The sequence below is a fragment of the Psychrobacter sp. 78a-MNA-CIBAN-0178 genome (assembly GCF_040309625.1).
GTDB classification, from domain to species: Bacteria; Pseudomonadota; Gammaproteobacteria; order Pseudomonadales; family Moraxellaceae; genus Psychrobacter; species Psychrobacter okhotskensis.
Map to the genome: position 1 here is coordinate 80,780 of NZ_JBEOOZ010000006.1, position 15,699 is coordinate 96,478.

The following is a 15,699-nucleotide window of genomic DNA, read 5'->3' on the forward strand; positions in this document are numbered from 1 at the left end:
ATAAAATTAATAACTATTAAAAATAATTTTTTATTTGAAACTTTAACCTCTCGGATGATGCTCCGCATGCAGCTTCTGCAATCTCGCCGTCGCCACATGGGTATAAATCTGCGTGGTAGATAAGTCACTATGCCCAAGCAACAACTGTACGCTACGCAAGTCCGCACCATGATTTAGCAAATGCGTGGCGAAAGCGTGGCGTAGGGTATGCGGCGATAGCTCTTTATCTATACTGGCAATTTTGGCGTACTTCTTTAATAAATACCAAAAGTTCTGCCGCGTCATATAGCCGCCTTGTGCGGTCAAAAACACCGCTTGGCAATTCCCCGATTTCAGGTGAGCAATCAAATCACCACGAGCATGCGTTAGATAATCTTCCAGCGCATCCGCTGCATATTCACCTAATGGAACCAATCGGGTTTTATTACCTTTACCGGTGATTTGTAGCCAGCCTGAATTTAGATTCACTTGTTCCAGTGACAGATTAATCAACTCACTGACCCGTAGACCGCAGGCATAGAGCACTTCTAGCATGGCTTTATCACGCAGTCCGAGCGCCGTGCTGGTATCAGGAGATGCTAGGAGATTATCAACATCGCCCTCGCTCAAATCCTTTGGTAATGGACGCCCAAGCTTTGGACTTTTAATACGCTCACAAGGGTTGTCTTCACGCAGGTTGCTAGCAATCATCCATAGATAAAACTGACGCAAGCTTGAGAGCATACGCGCTTGAGTACGTGGCGTTTTGCCGTCTTGGGTAAGCGTTGATAAGCAGTGCAGCACATCGTCGGGTTGCCAGCGTGTTAGAGCGATAGGATTGGTCAGCTCGCAAGAGCGCAGGTCGCGCACATAGGCATTACGCGTCCGCGTGGCTAGACCACGAGCCAGCATCGCTTGACGAAACTCGGTGATATAAGTAGGTTCATCATCAACGGCTAGCGCTTTAGGTTGGCGCTGTTGTACAGCACGGTCGCGGCTCATAATTTGATACTCAATGATTAATTATCAATTATTAAAGATTAGGCAGGTACTAAACACCATAATGAGGTAATTTCCGCACTACGCGCCGCATAGAGAGGATCAGTATCATCTTGGCTGCGACCATGCTTAGGTTTTGTATCGAGGCGGTATTTTACTTTTAAATCGCTATCTGCAAACCAACCTAATAATTCCTCACGAGTACGCAGCTGCAAATGCTCAGCCAAATCTGACAGAATTAACCAGACTTCTCCTTGCTCAGCTAAATGAGTTTTCGCGCTCTGCAAAAACCCACGCAGCATGGTGCTATTGGCATCATAAACAGCGTACTCTAAAGGCGAGCTAGGCTTGGCAGGTAACCAAGGCGGATTACAGACAATTAAATTAGCGAGTGGCGCATCAGTCGGATACAAATCAGCTTGCTGCAACTGTACGTTAGTGAGTTTTAATCGCGTAAAATTTTCGCTAGCGCAGGCTAAAGCCCGTGGATTTAAATCGGTGGCAATCACATGATTTACACCGCGCTGCGCTAAGATAATGGCAAGCAAGCCTGTGCCTGTGCCGATGTCATAAGCGATCTCATGAATGGTCGGCAGCGTCGCATCGAGCAGTAGCTGCACATACTCATGGCGGGTTGGTGCAAAAACGCCATAATGCGGGTAAATCGATAGACTTAAGCTTTCAACTGGCACGCCTTTTTCGCGCCACTGCGCTGCACCTAACGCCCCTTGCAAGTCACGAAATGAAAGTACACATGATTCATCAGCCGCGTTGTCTAACTGGCCAAAAGCTGCTGTACAGGCCGCGCTGACATCAGGGGCGCGACGCAGATGGCTGACATAATTGGCATCAAGCTCTAGTAGCAAGCGACTTAATATACGCGCACGCTGTGCTTGCATTTGCCGTTGTTGATAAAACAAGTTAGGTAGTTCTTTAGAGTTGACCGAATCAGACTCTGCGTTAGACTTAGCAGATTTATTAGCCGCTTTCTTTATTTTGCGCTGCTCAGAGCGCTCATTGGTACGCTCGATACGTCGGTTGAGCGCTTGTAGCAATTGCTTGGCATTATGAAAGTCACCGCGCCACAGCAGTGACGTGCCTTCGCAAGCCAAGCGGTACGCCTCATCAGCGGTTGTTTTGTCATCGACCAATACAATACGCGCAGGCGCTGCATGATTGCTCTCCGATAACCAGCGGGCACGACGTAAGGTTTCATTGCCATTTTCGTGCCACTGTACGTACTGCTGTTGGGTTGCTAACACGTTATCTACCTTTAATTTGTGAATGATATGTTTTGTACAAAGCAAAGATATCTTTGTGTTTTTGATGCTCTTAAATTATTAGTGCAAGGTCAACCGCATGCGTTCAAGCTTTCAAGCGCTCTTTTTCTTCACCAAATAACGATAAAGCGTGGCGCTGATAGGCGCGTTATTATCGTCAGCAACTGTGATTTCATCAGAATCGACATTTAAAGGTACATTTTCAGCAAGGGTTTCTTGCTGGACAAGCTCATGCCCTAAATGACGGCAAAAATTAGGAATATCGCGAGTGGTTGCAGGGTCAGTGGCGAGTATCTCAATCACCGCGCCGGCTTCGGCTTTACGAATGATTCGATGCAGCATCATCACTGGCTCAGGGCAAATAAGCCCTTGGGTATCTAGATAATGTTGAATCGTGCTATCAGATATTGAAGTAGTCATAGTCGTCGTTTTAAATTAATAAAGTATGGTTAAAAAAGTTCTTTGCTAGCTATTGCTTAGTGTTATTTTCTGTTCAGCTGTTTTACACTTCTTCGGCGATTTCGGCTTCCTCAGCGTCTAAAAAGTTAAAAAAACGCTTAAAGCTCACCTTAAACAAAAATGCCACGCCAAGCCAGCAGGACAGCCCTAACCAAGCGGTATCGGCAAATAATAGCCCGCCAAGTAATATCACCGTGGATACGCCAATACTCATGGCAATCATCGACGGTTGGTTTAAGCGATAACGATAAATAACCAACGCATCGTAAATGGTAATGGGAATGGTCAACGCCACTAAAACGTAGGGCAAGTTATAGAAGAGTTGATAAAGCAGCTGATTGTCATGAAAGGCTTTGATACTGGCAATGGTACCAAAGACCATAAAGGCGAAGATAGCGGCATAAATAAGATAAATCGCTATTTGATTCGCTCGCTGAGCGCCTTTGATACGAGCAATCGCAAGCGGCGCAAAGCCATGTTGCGATTTGTTTTGCAGAGACTGGTCTGAAACAGTGGTCATAATAATCAGGCATTTATCCGTGTAGAGTGACGATATGTCAAAAATTAGCGCTATTGTAACAGCAAGCTAGTCGCTAATTTAGTCTGCTTTGATGGCATCGATGGCGATACTGCTACTGGGATCAGCAAAATAAGTCGACATCAGGATACAAGCAGAGATGTCATCGATGGGGTCGCGCTCATGCTTAATCCAGCCATTATCCCACGCGATCTCACGCGCCGCCACTGAAGTTAGGCGTTCATCGCAGAGGCTTACTACAACTGGCAGGTGCTGTTCCATGACTCGATGCGCTAGGCGACGGGCAAATTTGTGCGCGCGCTTCGACAGCATTGAGCTGCTACCATCCATATTAAGCGGCAACCCCACCACCACTTTTGTCACGCCCCATACCTTGATAATACCCAGTAGATTATCCCAATCAGGCTGGCCATTATTCATCGCTAAGATATCAAAAGCACGCGCGGTTTCGGTGATAGTGTTACCTAGCGCCATGCCCATTTTTTTGACGCCATAATCAAGCGCCAAAATAAGATGCGGCTTAATAACTGGTTCCACCATAGTCGTATCGGCAGTTTCGATTTCAGTGCTAGTTTCAGACTCTACCATCATTATGCATACTTCCTATTTTCATACTTATTGAGCTTCTGACTCAAGCGTGACCAATATCGCTACTTAAATAGTCAAAATTAACCCCAATCTTATCGGCAGCGATTTGCCAGCGTTCTTCAAATGGCGTATTAAACAATAAATTCAGATCAGCAGGACAGACGAGCCAGTCGCCACTAGCAAGCTCTTGGTCGAGTTGTTTTTTGCCCCAGCTGGCATGACCTAAGCACAGCTGATAATGACCAACGCCTTGACCGGCGGCGATACGCTTCAAGATATCTTGACTGGTAGTGATACAGACGTTTTCTGAGATGGCAAAAGACGATGCCCATTCTGGTTGACCTGTATGCAGGACAAAGCCGACCTCGGGATACATTGGACCACCTTCTAATGCCACATCTTCCATCACTTGCGGATCGGTGACTTCAATGTCTAAATCCTCTAGTAGTTTGCCCACGCGCGACTGCTCTAATGGACGATTGACCATCAGACCGAGGGCGCCATGTTTGTCATGACGACAGATATAAATCAGCGCCTGCTCAAACCGTGGGTCTGACAGCTCGGGTGCCGCGATTAAGAAATGATGGGTCAAATTGGCTTTAGACATAGCAACAAACGCAACCTAATAATAAAGGTGAAATAATAGAGAAGACACACCACTATATGGTGATAATGAGGGGGAAATCAACCGAGGCCAACAATCGCCATACGTTAGCCAGCAGTTATCTTTTTATAAATGATGGATACTTATAATCAAAATATCCTAAAAACGCTATGGTATTGCTGATATCAATTTTTTGCAGCCTCTGTCTGCGTAGGCACAGTAAGCAAGAAAAATTGATATCAGCAGTGCGCGATGTATCGATATGACTTTTCACTGACTATATTTTACATCAGACAATAGACTACGGGCATGATCACGGGTGACGTCAGTGATGGTCACACCGCCCGACATACGAGCCAACTCATCGACTTGCGCGCTGTCAGTCAATATTAACAGCTCACTTTCAGTCTGTTCGTCATGGTGTTTTTGTACCAAGATATGCTGATGCGCTTGCGCTGCGACTTGCGCCTGATGGGTAATGGCAAGTAGTTGCTGCGTCTGCCCAAGCTCGCGTAAGAGCTCACCGACCACTTGTGCGGTGCCGCCACTGATACCAACATCGACTTCATCAAATACCAACATTGGCTTAGCGGCATTATTATCGGCATTGGTCGCTTGCAATACTTGCATGACCAGCGCCATCCGCGACAGCTCACCGCCTGAGGCAATCTTATGTAGCGGCTGCATCGGCATACCAACGTTGGCACTAAACAATAAATCAATATCATAGCAGCCTTGCGCACTATATTGGCTTGGATCGGTCTTCTTAGTAAAGACAAAATCGCAGCGGGCGTTGGGCAGGGCAAGCGGTTTTAATTGCTTAATCAGCTGCTTACTGACAGTTGGTGCCGCTTTTGTTCTTTCTTTATTTAGTTGGGTTGCTAGCGTCAGATACTCTTGCCATGCTTGTTCAATTTGCGCTGCCATGGCATCACTGCTTGGTTCGTTTTCCAGTTGCTCTAATTGCGCTTCCCAGCCTTTGGCCTCATCGATTAAGTCGCTCGCTGGCAAGCTATGCTTACGTGACAAGCGGTGTCCAAGACTGATTAAATTGTCTAATGCTTGCAAGCGCTCTGGGTCAGGCAGTTGTTGCTCGGCATAATCTGAGAGTAGAGCGGTCACCTCAGTGATTTGCTGCTGTGCTAAATGTAGCTGCTCGGAAGCTTGCTCAAAGGTTTGACTAACCCCCAGCTGATGATCACAGAGCTTGATGGCCTGTCCTAATAAGGTCATGACGTCAGGCTCATCGGTATCATTGTCGAGTAGATGAAGACCGTGACTGGCCTCTTGCATTAACGCTTCGATATTAGACAGCTCTTCGTGCTCCGCTTCGACTTCCGCATAATCAACCGCCAGTAATGGGGCAATATCAGCCAGCTGACTTTGCAATAGTTGGATTCTATCTTGACGCTGAGCTTCGCGGCTGGCAATGTCATCCGCACGGCGTTTAAGCTGCTGATAAGCTTGATAGCTGCTAGCCGTTTGTGCCGCTAGTGGCGTGATTTGTGCCATCTCATCGAGCCATTGCACCACAAACTGCGGCTTAAGCAACGCTTGCTGAGCATGTTGGCTATGGATATTAACCAGTAATGCACCCAAACTTTTAAGCTCTGCCAAGCTCACTGGCGTGCCATTGAGCCATGCTTTGGAGCGCCCTGTGTTGCTCAATTGACGACGAATCAATACTTCCGGCTCTTCTAGCGCTCGCTCATTTTTGGCAAACCATTCAGCAACAACATTGTTATTTTCCACATCGAACTGCGCATAAATATCCGCATTTGCAGCGCCATGTCTGACCATCGCACTGTCTGCACGCTCGCCTGCACATAAGGATAGCGCATCTAGTAATAGCGACTTACCAGCCCCTGTCTCACCAGTAATGACATTAAAGCCTTCAGCCACACTCAGCTCATGCTGAGCAATCAATGCAAACTGATGTAAAGTTAATGATACAAGCATCAACGCCTCTCATGACAGACAATCAACCTCACATAAAAGCATGGGAGGTCATATCTAAAATAGGGTAAATAAAGAAGTAAAATGGTAGGGGTAATAGTACTAAATAGACAATAGCCATTGGTAAATAGTATGGTGTCAAACGCTATTAAATACAAATTTTAAAGTCGTCAAATACTGCGAACTAACTAGGAAAGACTATCATAAAAATTCAATAAGCCTATGATAAAAAAGCAGTTAACCGTCTTAATAATCGCCTTAATAGCTATCATAAGCGTGATAATGAGCGACTGTCATAATAAGTTGTTATCATTAAACAGCAATCGTCATAATGGGGCGCAACGTATATACACTATAGGCATCAGTCGATGGCTGCAAAGCGAATGGTTAAGAATTATTCAGCCTAAAAACGCAACAAAATTTTCATTGGTCCTGTAACAAACTTTATAGATATAATGTGGTAGCATAATCTCACATAATGATAAACTCTTACCACTAGATTTTTAGCCATTGTGCGACATAGCGTGTTTTTACTATAGTGCAAAATGCGTAGTACAACCTAGGTAGAGTAAGCAGTTCAATACGTTACTTATTTTTTAGTTTGGCAATAATTATTTGATAAGGAAGCCACTATGACAGCGGCGCAATTTACCAGTGTGACAGTCAATGCCCAAGCCACGATATCTTATGATGGTCGTTGCTCAAGCCATACCATTATGTTCGAGGATGGTCGGCACAAAACATTAGGTGTGATTTTACCTTGCGACAATTTGGTCGAGCATTATCACTTCAGTACCAATACCTCCGAGCGTATCGAAATTATCAGCGGCGAGTGTGAAGTCAAAATAAATGGTGATGAAGAGTTCAGCTACTATCGCGCGGGACAATCATTCGTCGTTGAAGGCAACAGTGGCTTTAACTTACGCACAGAGGAAATCGTGCAGTATATCTGTCATTTAGAAGGTTGATACTATTACCAGTTAAAGGTTCCAAAAGACAGTTTATAGCGGCTTAGCCCTCAAAAAGAAATAAATCTTGCGATAAGGTTTATTTCTTTTTTTTGGTGACATTATTTTGTTTAAGCCCTTGATTAATTGCTACAATTATTGTCATATCTCCCTTTTCTATCGCAGTGTGCGATAGCCACCTTATAACCGGCAGTCCTATTATGGCAAAACCCATTTATTTCTATGGCATTCATGCTATTGATGCGTTACTCGAACATCGTCCTCTTGATGGCCTTAGCTTGTTTGTACAGCAAGGGCGCGAGAGCGACAGTCATGTCAAAGCGATTATGGCGCAGGCAGCAGATAATGGCATCAGCATTCAACCGACGCAAAAAGACAAGCTCACGCAACTGTGTGGTAGCCCGCAGCATCAAGGTGTGGTGCTGAATGCACGACCGTTAGGTTTCGCTGATGAAGGCTTGCTTGATATTATCATCGGCCGTGAACAGTGTCTGCTATTGGTTTTGGATCAAATCACCGATGCGCATAACTTTGGTGCGTGCTTGCGTACCGCCGTTGCCATGGGTGTTGATGCGGTGGTTTGTCCAAAACATCATGCGGCGAGCCTCACGCCTACGGTTGCGAAAGTGTCGGTAGGGGCGGCAGAGATGATGCCTATTGTTAGCGTTACCAATTTGGCACGCACGCTGACGCAAATCAAAAATGCCGGCGTCTTTGTATTCGGTACAGCACTCAATGCAGAGGCGAAGCCGATACATGAGGCAGACTTGACAGGTAAAACAGCTATTATTATGGGGTCAGAAGGAGAGGGCATGCGCCGCCTGACGACGGAGAGCTGTGATGAGCTGGTTTATATTCCGATGTCAGGCAATGAGCATGGCAACTTACAAAGCTTAAATGTAAGCGTTGCCACGGGCATGGCGCTATATGAAGTTAATCGGCAGCGTACTTTAGCTGCTGGGCAAGCGTAAGATAGCTCTGATGTAGTGGCTCTAATTTTAGGTAGAGATCAGCCAAATTACCATCATTAAGTACGACATCATCAGCGTGCTGATTCCGCTCTTCGCGGCTTAGCTGATTGACCATGATGGCTTTAATCTTTTGTACGCTTTGTTCATCTCGCTGGCTGGCACGGGTCAGCTGGGTGTCCACCGCCGCATCCATGACCAAAATACGCTGGCATAAATTGGCCAGCCCTGCTTCCGCCGCTTCGATGAGTAGTGGCGCTGACAACACCACATAAGGTGAGGTGCTTTCGGCCAGCTGTAGTTTTGCCGCCTCACGTATCGCTGGATGGGTAATCGCTTCTAGCTCAATCAGTGCTTCTGGATAAGTAAAAACATGCGTTCTTACCGCTGCCCGATCCATATCTCCTTTTTCATTCACTACCCAATCACCAAACTTCTTCTGGATTTTGCGTAGCGTTGCGCTGCCTTTGGCAACGACTTGATGGGCAATGACATCGGCATCAATAATATCAATGCCTTGCTCAGCGAACCAATCACTGGCGGCAGATTTACCACTACCGATGCCCCCGGTTAGACCTACTACTAGCGTCTTGCTTTTCTTTTGCAGGCTTTGTGGTTGATGAGAATAAGGCGAAGCTGTTGTGGCATATTTTGACATAATAATGACTTATCTAACGGATAGAATGGCAGTAATAAACTGAGAAAATAGTTTGTGACCCTAAGTATACATGCCCAAGTACCAACTGACGATATCTGAGCCATATAATAAAGCAACAATACCAGCCACTGCGATATAAGGACCAAAGGCAAAAGGCTTACTCTCACCTTGTTTTTTCATCAAAATCAGGCCAACGATTGAGCCGAGTAGGGAAGACAATAAAATAATTAATGGTAACATCATGGGCCCAAGCCAAGCACCCAGTACTGCTAGGAGCTTAAAGTCACCTTGTCCCATGCCATGTTTTTTGGTGATAAGGAAGAATACTTTGACCACTATCCATAATGATAAAAACCCAAACAACAAGCCCCAAATAGACTGAGTTGGTGAGACGAACCAGCTTTGTGAATTGACGGCCAATCCTAAACCCGCTAACGGAAAGGTTAGGCGATCTGGCAGTAGCTGGGTATCAAAATCGATACCCGTTAATGCCACTAGCGTCCATACTAAAACTAAGGCGGACAACCCAGCGGCACTGACCCCAAACTGATAGATGACCAGTATGGATAACAAGGCAGTGACGAGCTCAACCAAAGGATAACGCAGACCGATAGCAGCATTACAGTTTGAGCAGCGCCCACGTAACAGCAGCCAGCTTATTAAGGGTACGTTCTCATACCACTTTATTTTGTGCGCGCAGTGAGGGCAGCGCGACGCTGGTCGACTCAACGTAATAGGGGTATCCGCTGCGACGATATCGGTCAGTGGTATGGTATGCTCTTGCGGCATGTCTGCTTGCTGCGCCATAAATTGACTACATTCTTGACGCCAGCTATAGACCATCATCAGCGGCATACGGTGAATCACCACATTTAAAAAACTGCCCACACAAAGGCCCAACAGACCAAATACGACTAACGCTACCGTCATATTACTTTGTAATAATTCTATAAATTGCATTAAATCGCTGTCCTTTCCGTCATCTTTAACCTACCACTGAGCCCATTTGGAAGATTGGCAAATACATCGCAATCACCAAGCCACCGACCAAAACCCCCAACACAGCCATAATCATAGGCTCCATCAGACTGGTCAAGCCGTCGACCGCATTGTCGACTTCGTTTTCGTAATAGACCGCTACTTTATCTAGCATTTCTTCTAAGCTACCAGACTCTTCACCGATACCAACCATTTGAATGGCCATACTTGGAAATAGATTGGTAGAGCGTATCGAAAACTGCAATTGTTGACCAGTAGATACGTCATTTTTGATTTGCTGCGTCGCATTATAAAACACGACGTTATTAGTGGCGCCAGCAGTCGAATCTAGGGCGTCGATAAGGGGTACACCAGCGGCAAAGGTGGTAGATAAGGTACGAGCGAAACGCGCGATAATGGCTTGATAAGCAATATTGCCAAATATTGGTATTTTTAATACGGCACGGTCTAAAAAGTCTCGGAATTTCTTAGAGCGTTTTTTGGCTTCTGAAAAACCAATAATCGCCCCACCAATGAGAATAATCAAAATAAACCACCACGCCTGCATCCATTCAGACATGCCAACGACCATTTGGGTAAAGGCAGGGAGCTCTGCGCCAAAAGATTCAAATAAGTCTGAGAATACAGGGACTACTTTGATAAGCAGAATCATGGTAACGATAACAGCGACGACAATAACCGCGATAGGATATTTTACCGCTTTTTTAATTTTGGCTTTTAATAATTCGCTTTTTTCTTTATAAGTGGCAACCCGCTCCAGCATGGTCTCAAGCGCACCTGATTGCTCGCCAGAGTCGACGAGCGAGCAAAACAGATCATCAAAATAGCGTGGGTGTTTACGCAAGGCTGAGGCAAAAGTCCCACCGGCTTCGATATCGGCTTTTATTTGCAAAACCAGTTCTTTCATACTGGGATTATCCAATGAGTCCGCGACAATCTCAAAGGACTGGGTCAATGGCACGCCCGCTTTCATCATGGTTGCCAATTGACGGGCAAAGATGGCAATATCAATAGGTTTGATGGGTTTTTTGAAGGTGTAGAGGGGCTTGGGCTTTTTCTTGATACCTTTGACGGTGATGCCTTGTTTGCGCAGAGTAGCTTTTGCCAGCTCTAGGCTACGACTGGTGGTTTCGCCCTTTACTTTTTGTCCGCGTCGATTTACCCCGTCATAGACAAAGTCTAACAGCATGTCGGTCTTCGCTTTTGCCATGTTACTACCCTCAAGATTTGTCTAATATAGATATTGCAAAGAAATACAACGATGCCTAACTTATTACACAAAGATGGCATACTTTATTTTAACGTAAAAAACCAGTATAACTCTGTTTTATTTTTAAGTACATCTGAGTAAGTATTATTGCTGGTTTATAAAAATAACGCCATTCGAAGTCAAGACTATTTAAAAGCAATGCTATCAATGCCTAGAGAGTAGAAATAATAAGGCGATTTAGCGTTCATCATTATTCAGAGGTAACGCGCATCATTTCTTGAATACTGGTCACGCCTTGTAAAACTTTTAACACCCCAGAGCGGCGCAAGTCTCGAAAGCCATTTTTGAGAGCCGCATCTTTGATATCAATTGCGTTGCCATCTTCCATGATAATCCGAGAAATATCAGGGCTGACTTTCATCACCTCGTAGATACCTACACGGCCTTTATAACCTTCGCGGCATTCGTTACAGCCTACGGGTTCATAGATGACATTGTCTGGGTTGTCTAAATCGGTGTCAGTAAAGCCAAGCTCAAGCAAGCTTTGCCGTGGCACGTTGATGGGTTTTTTACAGTTTTTACATAAGCGCCGTGCTAGGCGCTGGGCGATAACCAAGTTCACTGACGTGGCAATGTTAAAGGAAGCCACACCCATGTTGCGTAGGCGGGTCAAGGTCTCTGGTGCTGAGTTGGTATGCAGGGTCGAAAGCACCATATGGCCGGTTTGCGCAGCCTTAATGGCAATCTCTGCCGTTTCAAGGTCACGAATCTCACCCACCATTACGATGTCAGGATCTTGACGTAAGAATGACTTTAGCGCATTGGCGAAAGTCAGCCCCACTTTAGCATTCACGTTGACCTGATTAATGCCTTCGAGGTTAATCTCGACCGGATCTTCGGCAGTGGAGATGTTCGTTGCGCCTGTGTTCAAAATGTTAATGCCGGTATAGAGTGACACCGTTTTACCAGAACCAGTCGGACCAGTAATCAGTAGCATACCTTGCGGTTTATGCAACGCTTCCAAAAACATGTCTTGTTGGTCAGGCTCATAACCAAGAGCCTCGATACCGAGCATGGCGGATGACGGGTCCAAAATACGCAATACAAGCTTTTCACCAAACAAGGTCGGTAATGAGTTGACCCGGAAATCGATGGCTTTATTTTTAGATATTTTGAGCTTAATGCGCCCATCTTGTGGTATGCGGCGTTCTGAGATGTCCATCTGTGACATCACCTTTAGCCGCGCTGCAATTTTGCTAGCGAGCTGTACTGGCGGGTTGGCCATTTTTTGCATGACACCGTCGACACGGAAGCGAACACGAAAGCTTTTTTCATACGGTTCAAAATGCAAATCTGAGGCGCCCATACGAATGGCGTCGACCAGCATTTTATTGACAAACTTTACGACAGGCGCTTCATCGATATTATCGCTAAGCTTGGTTTCACCTTCCTCTTCTTCACCGTCTTCAAAGCCAATATTTAAGTCACTGTCAGAAAAACTATCAAAACTTTGCATGGTATCGGCATACAGACTCTCGATACGTCTTTTTAGCTTATCTTCTTCGACGACGACGGTTTCAATAGAGAGGCGAGAGTTAAAGGCAATCGCATCAATGGCGTCTATACGTGTTGGATCGCTTAAAGCAACAAATAAGCGCTGCCCACGCTTAAAGAGGGGAAGGGCGTGAAACTTGCGTACAATTTTTTCATCGACCAAATCTTTTGGAATGACATCTGCACTGATTGCGTCAAGATCAAAGAGCGGATCGCCAAAAGCCTGTGACAGCATTTGTGCCAGTTGATAAGCATTGGCTAATTTATTGTCTACCAAATAAGGTACGAGCCCGATTTGCTGTTGCTGCGATTCTGTCTGCGCAGTTTTCATATGCGCTTCGCTTACGATACCTTCGCTAATCAGCTGCTGGGCTAAACCACCGTATTTATTGGCTGTGATAGACATAATGACCTCTCTTTGATATCGAATGTTTTGCTAAAACCCGCTTGCTAAGTATTTGAGTATTTGAGTATTTAAGTATTGATGGTTTTCATGAGTAGCTCTTAATCATTAATTATCATCAATGTTGGTTAAAGTCGTTTGAGATAAGTAGTTTTAAGCGGCTGTTATTTTTTAGTATTCATAGTAGTGACTGTATTTTTTTAAGCTTTATATAGGGTATGCCACTATATATAAGCCATTTTGCTTCAGCTCGCACTATACTATAGCACTTGTGAAATATTTGTTATACTGGCGCGCATATGAGCCGAATTGGCAGGAATACATGAGACAAGGTAGATGAGTATGCAAGCTTGGGTAATTGGCAATTGGAAGCAAAATCCAGCAACGAGCCACGACGTCAATGCGCTACTAGATGACTTATTAACTGCCGTTGATACCGAAGAGCAAGTGGTCAAAAATAGCTGCAGGTTAATGGTGGCACCCAGTTGTATTCACTTGGCTGCTGTCAGCGTCCGCTTAAAAGATACCTCAGTGCTGTGTGCAGCGCAAGATATTAGTGCGCATAGTGCAAACACTGGTGCGTATACGGGGGATTGTTCCGCGCAGCAAGTGGTTGATGCTGGCGCAACTTGGACGATACTTGGTCACTCTGAACGCCGTCAATACCATCAAGAGTCTCATGAGTGCTTGCTGCAAAAGCTGACTCATGCGCTGACGCAAAATTTGGGCGTGGTATTTTGTATTGGTGAGACCCAAGCACAATATGATGATAAGCAGACGCTGCCAGTCATTGATACGCAGTTGTCAGTTATCAAAGACTTGCTAGCGCAACAGCCCGAGCTTACTGCCTCATTGTCTGAGCGCTTAATCATTGCCTACGAGCCAGTATGGGCGATTGGGACGGGTAAAGTGCCAACCGTGGCAGAGGTGAGCGCCACGCATCAACATATTAAGCAGACGGTTGCAGGCTTCGCTGATTCATTGGACACGATGACCGTACTATATGGTGGTAGTGTTAATGTCGATAACGCCGATAGTTTTGCGGCAGACCCTATGATAGATGGCGCATTAGTCGGCGGCGCGTCATTAAAAGCAGAAAGTTTTTTAGCGATTGCCGAGGCCTTTAGCCGTGCTATGGCTTAATAAAATTAAATAAAACATCCATTTAACAAATATTGAATGGCCACCTTATTCAAAAAATGTCTTTATCAGTTGGCAAAAGTGGGTTTAACAGTGCCCTTGCAATCGTGTACAATGCGCCTTATTTATATAATCGATTTGGCGTCATTACACGCTAAGCGCTATTATTAACCCCTACGATTTATTTTTCGTTATCAGTCGTCATTACGCGGCAAAAGAGGCCACCATGTTTACGTTTATATTAGCCCTGCACATTATCGTGGCAATTGCCATGATTGGCTTGATTTTGATACAGCATGGCAAAGGGGCAGACGCTGGGGCTTCTTTTGGCGCTGGTTCCTCAGGTACCGTATTTGGCGCTGCTGGGACCGCAAACTTTTTGACGCGTGCGACGGCAGTGTTAACCGTGATATTTTTTATCACCAGTATGACGCTGGCTGTACATGCGCGTAAGCAGGCAGAAGATCAGTTTCGTTTAGATGCGCCCGTGTCAGCACCACAAACGCCGCGCCCGTTAACGCAAAATCCTCAGTAGTTATTTTTTTAAAACGCTATCTCTAGAAACGGTATCTTTAATAACTGTTTTTTAGTATTCATTTTTAATCATTGTCTTTTAATGAAGGCAGCGCTTGCTATTTTAAGGCGTTAGATTTACAATGCTTTTTCTGTTTTTACAGTCTGATTCTATTGATGCCTACCTTAAGCATCTATTACGATAGATTAGACAGCAAAAGTAAAGCAGTGAAAAATGCGATTGTGGTGGAATTGGTAGACACGCCATCTTGAGGGGGTGGTGGCGCAAGCTGTGGGGGTTCAAGTCCCCCCAATCGCACCAAGTTTTATGGACGCTGCATAGCGTCAGGTTGGATTTTTTGGTAGCAAACGTTTAATTTAGACTTTATTTAAAATAAACGTTGACACTTCTACAAAACTTCCCTATAATATGCGTTCTAGATTGATGCGGGGTGGAGCAGTCTGGTAGCTCGTCGGGCTCATAACCCGAAGGTCGTTGGTTCAAATCCAGCCCCCGCTACCACTTTTTATACTGATGTTTTGTACACTAAATTTGTCAGTAACGATTAGCCCACCATTATGCTTGTGGGTTTTTTTGTATCTGCTGCTCGGTGTTATCGCGGTATCTATCCTACTTATGCTAAGCTCTAAGCCTATAGAATACGATACTATTCGTTACTGGGCGTCACTTGCTGCTACCAGCGCGATGATTCGTAAGCACACTATCTTTTATTCCTCACTCTTTTATCGATAGTACTGCTTTATGAATAATAAAAGCATTGTTTGGCTGAGCTTGATGTTTTCTATGCTCATCCTTATATAAACCACAAACATCTTAATAGATGTTTGTGGTTTAACATAATGACCGTGACTTATATTCATT

15 protein-coding genes and 2 tRNA genes are annotated in these 15,699 nt (G+C 45.1%); 6 read left to right on the top strand and 11 right to left on the bottom strand.

What is annotated here, in order from left to right; translation table 11 throughout:
• Positions 1-42: 42 nt before the first annotated feature.
• The 7 genes from xerD to recN form a co-directional block, all read right to left on the bottom strand.
• Entirely contained in the window at positions 43-981 is a 939-nt protein-coding gene (gene xerD / locus AAEY80_RS05890) for a site-specific tyrosine recombinase XerD (RefSeq protein WP_037025884.1), read from the bottom strand.
• Positions 982-1,019: 38 nt separating this feature from the next.
• Positions 1,020-2,240 (bottom strand): methyltransferase, encoded by a 1,221-nt coding sequence (locus tag AAEY80_RS05895; protein ID WP_201582613.1) that lies wholly within the window; start codon positions 2,238-2,240, stop codon positions 1,020-1,022.
• Positions 2,241-2,351: 111 nt separating this feature from the next.
• Complete coding sequence (tusA, locus tag AAEY80_RS05900; protein WP_201582612.1) at positions 2,352-2,678, bottom strand: sulfurtransferase TusA; 327 nt, start codon at positions 2,676-2,678, stop codon at positions 2,352-2,354.
• Between the two features lie 82 nt (positions 2,679-2,760).
• Complete coding sequence (locus tag AAEY80_RS05905; protein ID WP_025652599.1) at positions 2,761-3,237, bottom strand: hypothetical protein; 477 nt, start codon at positions 3,235-3,237, stop codon at positions 2,761-2,763.
• A 78-nt stretch (positions 3,238-3,315) separates the two neighbouring features.
• Complete coding sequence (gene ruvX / locus AAEY80_RS05910) at positions 3,316-3,846, bottom strand: Holliday junction resolvase RuvX (RefSeq protein ID WP_374189988.1); 531 nt, start codon at positions 3,844-3,846, stop codon at positions 3,316-3,318.
• 40 nt (positions 3,847-3,886) lie between these two features.
• Positions 3,887-4,450, bottom strand: a complete 564-nt coding sequence (locus AAEY80_RS05915) for a YqgE/AlgH family protein (protein WP_025652597.1) — start codon at positions 4,448-4,450, stop codon at positions 3,887-3,889.
• A gap of 267 nt (positions 4,451-4,717) precedes the next feature.
• Positions 4,718-6,406, bottom strand: a complete 1,689-nt coding sequence (recN, locus tag AAEY80_RS05920; RefSeq protein WP_201607559.1) for a DNA repair protein RecN — start codon at positions 6,404-6,406, stop codon at positions 4,718-4,720.
• Between the two features lie 629 nt (positions 6,407-7,035).
• Here recN and ppnP point away from each other — a divergent pair.
• A complete protein-coding gene (gene ppnP, locus AAEY80_RS05925) occupies positions 7,036-7,371 on the top strand; it encodes a pyrimidine/purine nucleoside phosphorylase (RefSeq protein WP_010197725.1) in 336 nt (111 codons plus the stop codon).
• 200 nt (positions 7,372-7,571) lie between these two features.
• A complete protein-coding gene (gene rlmB, locus AAEY80_RS05930; protein ID WP_025652595.1) occupies positions 7,572-8,342 on the top strand; it encodes a 23S rRNA (guanosine(2251)-2'-O)-methyltransferase RlmB in 771 nt (256 codons plus the stop codon).
• On the opposite strand, the gene coaE is transcribed toward rlmB, so the two are convergent.
• From coaE to pilB, 4 genes are all read right to left on the bottom strand, one after another.
• The gene (coaE, locus tag AAEY80_RS05935; protein WP_025652594.1) at positions 8,305-8,997 is read right to left on the bottom strand and encodes a dephospho-CoA kinase; all 693 of its coding nucleotides are present in this window, start codon (positions 8,995-8,997) and stop codon (positions 8,305-8,307) included. The genes rlmB and coaE overlap by 38 nt on opposite strands.
• Positions 8,998-9,057: 60 nt before the next feature.
• Positions 9,058-9,957, bottom strand: coding sequence for a prepilin peptidase (locus AAEY80_RS05940; RefSeq protein WP_025652593.1), 900 nt, complete (start codon positions 9,955-9,957; stop codon positions 9,058-9,060).
• 25 nt (positions 9,958-9,982) lie between these two features.
• Complete coding sequence (locus AAEY80_RS05945; protein ID WP_025652592.1) at positions 9,983-11,206, bottom strand: type II secretion system F family protein; 1,224 nt, start codon at positions 11,204-11,206, stop codon at positions 9,983-9,985.
• 250 nt (positions 11,207-11,456) lie between these two features.
• Positions 11,457-13,166: a type IV-A pilus assembly ATPase PilB gene (gene pilB / locus AAEY80_RS05950; RefSeq protein ID WP_025652591.1), complete on the bottom strand. Its 1,710-nt coding sequence runs from the start codon at positions 13,164-13,166 to the stop codon at positions 11,457-11,459.
• A gap of 339 nt (positions 13,167-13,505) precedes the next feature.
• Between pilB and tpiA the strand changes: the two genes are divergently transcribed.
• From tpiA to AAEY80_RS05970, 4 genes are all read left to right on the top strand, one after another.
• A complete protein-coding gene (gene tpiA, locus AAEY80_RS05955; RefSeq protein ID WP_101211167.1) occupies positions 13,506-14,306 on the top strand; it encodes a triose-phosphate isomerase in 801 nt (266 codons plus the stop codon).
• Positions 14,307-14,529: 223 nt separating this feature from the next.
• The gene (gene secG, locus AAEY80_RS05960) at positions 14,530-14,838 is read left to right on the top strand and encodes a preprotein translocase subunit SecG (RefSeq protein ID WP_025652589.1); all 309 of its coding nucleotides are present in this window, start codon (positions 14,530-14,532) and stop codon (positions 14,836-14,838) included.
• A 215-nt stretch (positions 14,839-15,053) separates the two neighbouring features.
• Positions 15,054-15,138 (top strand) — tRNA-Leu (locus AAEY80_RS05965).
• A gap of 124 nt (positions 15,139-15,262) precedes the next feature.
• Positions 15,263-15,339: transfer RNA gene (locus tag AAEY80_RS05970), tRNA-Met, on the top strand.
• Positions 15,340-15,699 lie beyond the last annotated feature (360 nt).

Bases quoted from the DNA above. Each gene is read 5' to 3' on its own strand.
- xerD (WP_037025884.1), bottom strand. From the start codon at position 981: ATGAGCCGCGACCGTGCTGTACAACAGCGCCAACCTAAAGCGCTAGCC.
- tusA (WP_201582612.1), bottom strand. From the start codon at position 2,678: ATGACTACTTCAATATCTGATAGCACGATTCAACATTATCTAGATACC.
- AAEY80_RS05905 (WP_025652599.1), bottom strand. From the start codon at position 3,237: ATGACCACTGTTTCAGACCAGTCTCTGCAAAACAAATCGCAACATGGC.
- ruvX (WP_374189988.1), bottom strand. From the start codon at position 3,846: ATGATGGTAGAGTCTGAAACTAGCACTGAAATCGAAACTGCCGATACG.
- AAEY80_RS05915 (WP_025652597.1), bottom strand. From the start codon at position 4,450: ATGTCTAAAGCCAATTTGACCCATCATTTCTTAATCGCGGCACCCGAG.
- recN (WP_201607559.1), bottom strand. From the start codon at position 6,406: ATGCTTGTATCATTAACTTTACATCAGTTTGCATTGATTGCTCAGCAT.
- ppnP (WP_010197725.1), top strand. From the start codon at position 7,036: ATGACAGCGGCGCAATTTACCAGTGTGACAGTCAATGCCCAAGCCACG.
- rlmB (WP_025652595.1), top strand. From the start codon at position 7,572: ATGGCAAAACCCATTTATTTCTATGGCATTCATGCTATTGATGCGTTA.
- coaE (WP_025652594.1), bottom strand. From the start codon at position 8,997: ATGTCAAAATATGCCACAACAGCTTCGCCTTATTCTCATCAACCACAA.
- AAEY80_RS05940 (WP_025652593.1), bottom strand. From the start codon at position 9,957: ATGCAATTTATAGAATTATTACAAAGTAATATGACGGTAGCGTTAGTC.
- AAEY80_RS05945 (WP_025652592.1), bottom strand. From the start codon at position 11,206: ATGGCAAAAGCGAAGACCGACATGCTGTTAGACTTTGTCTATGACGGG.
- pilB (WP_025652591.1), bottom strand. From the start codon at position 13,166: ATGTCTATCACAGCCAATAAATACGGTGGTTTAGCCCAGCAGCTGATT.
- tpiA (WP_101211167.1), top strand. From the start codon at position 13,506: ATGCAAGCTTGGGTAATTGGCAATTGGAAGCAAAATCCAGCAACGAGC.
- secG (WP_025652589.1), top strand. From the start codon at position 14,530: ATGTTTACGTTTATATTAGCCCTGCACATTATCGTGGCAATTGCCATG.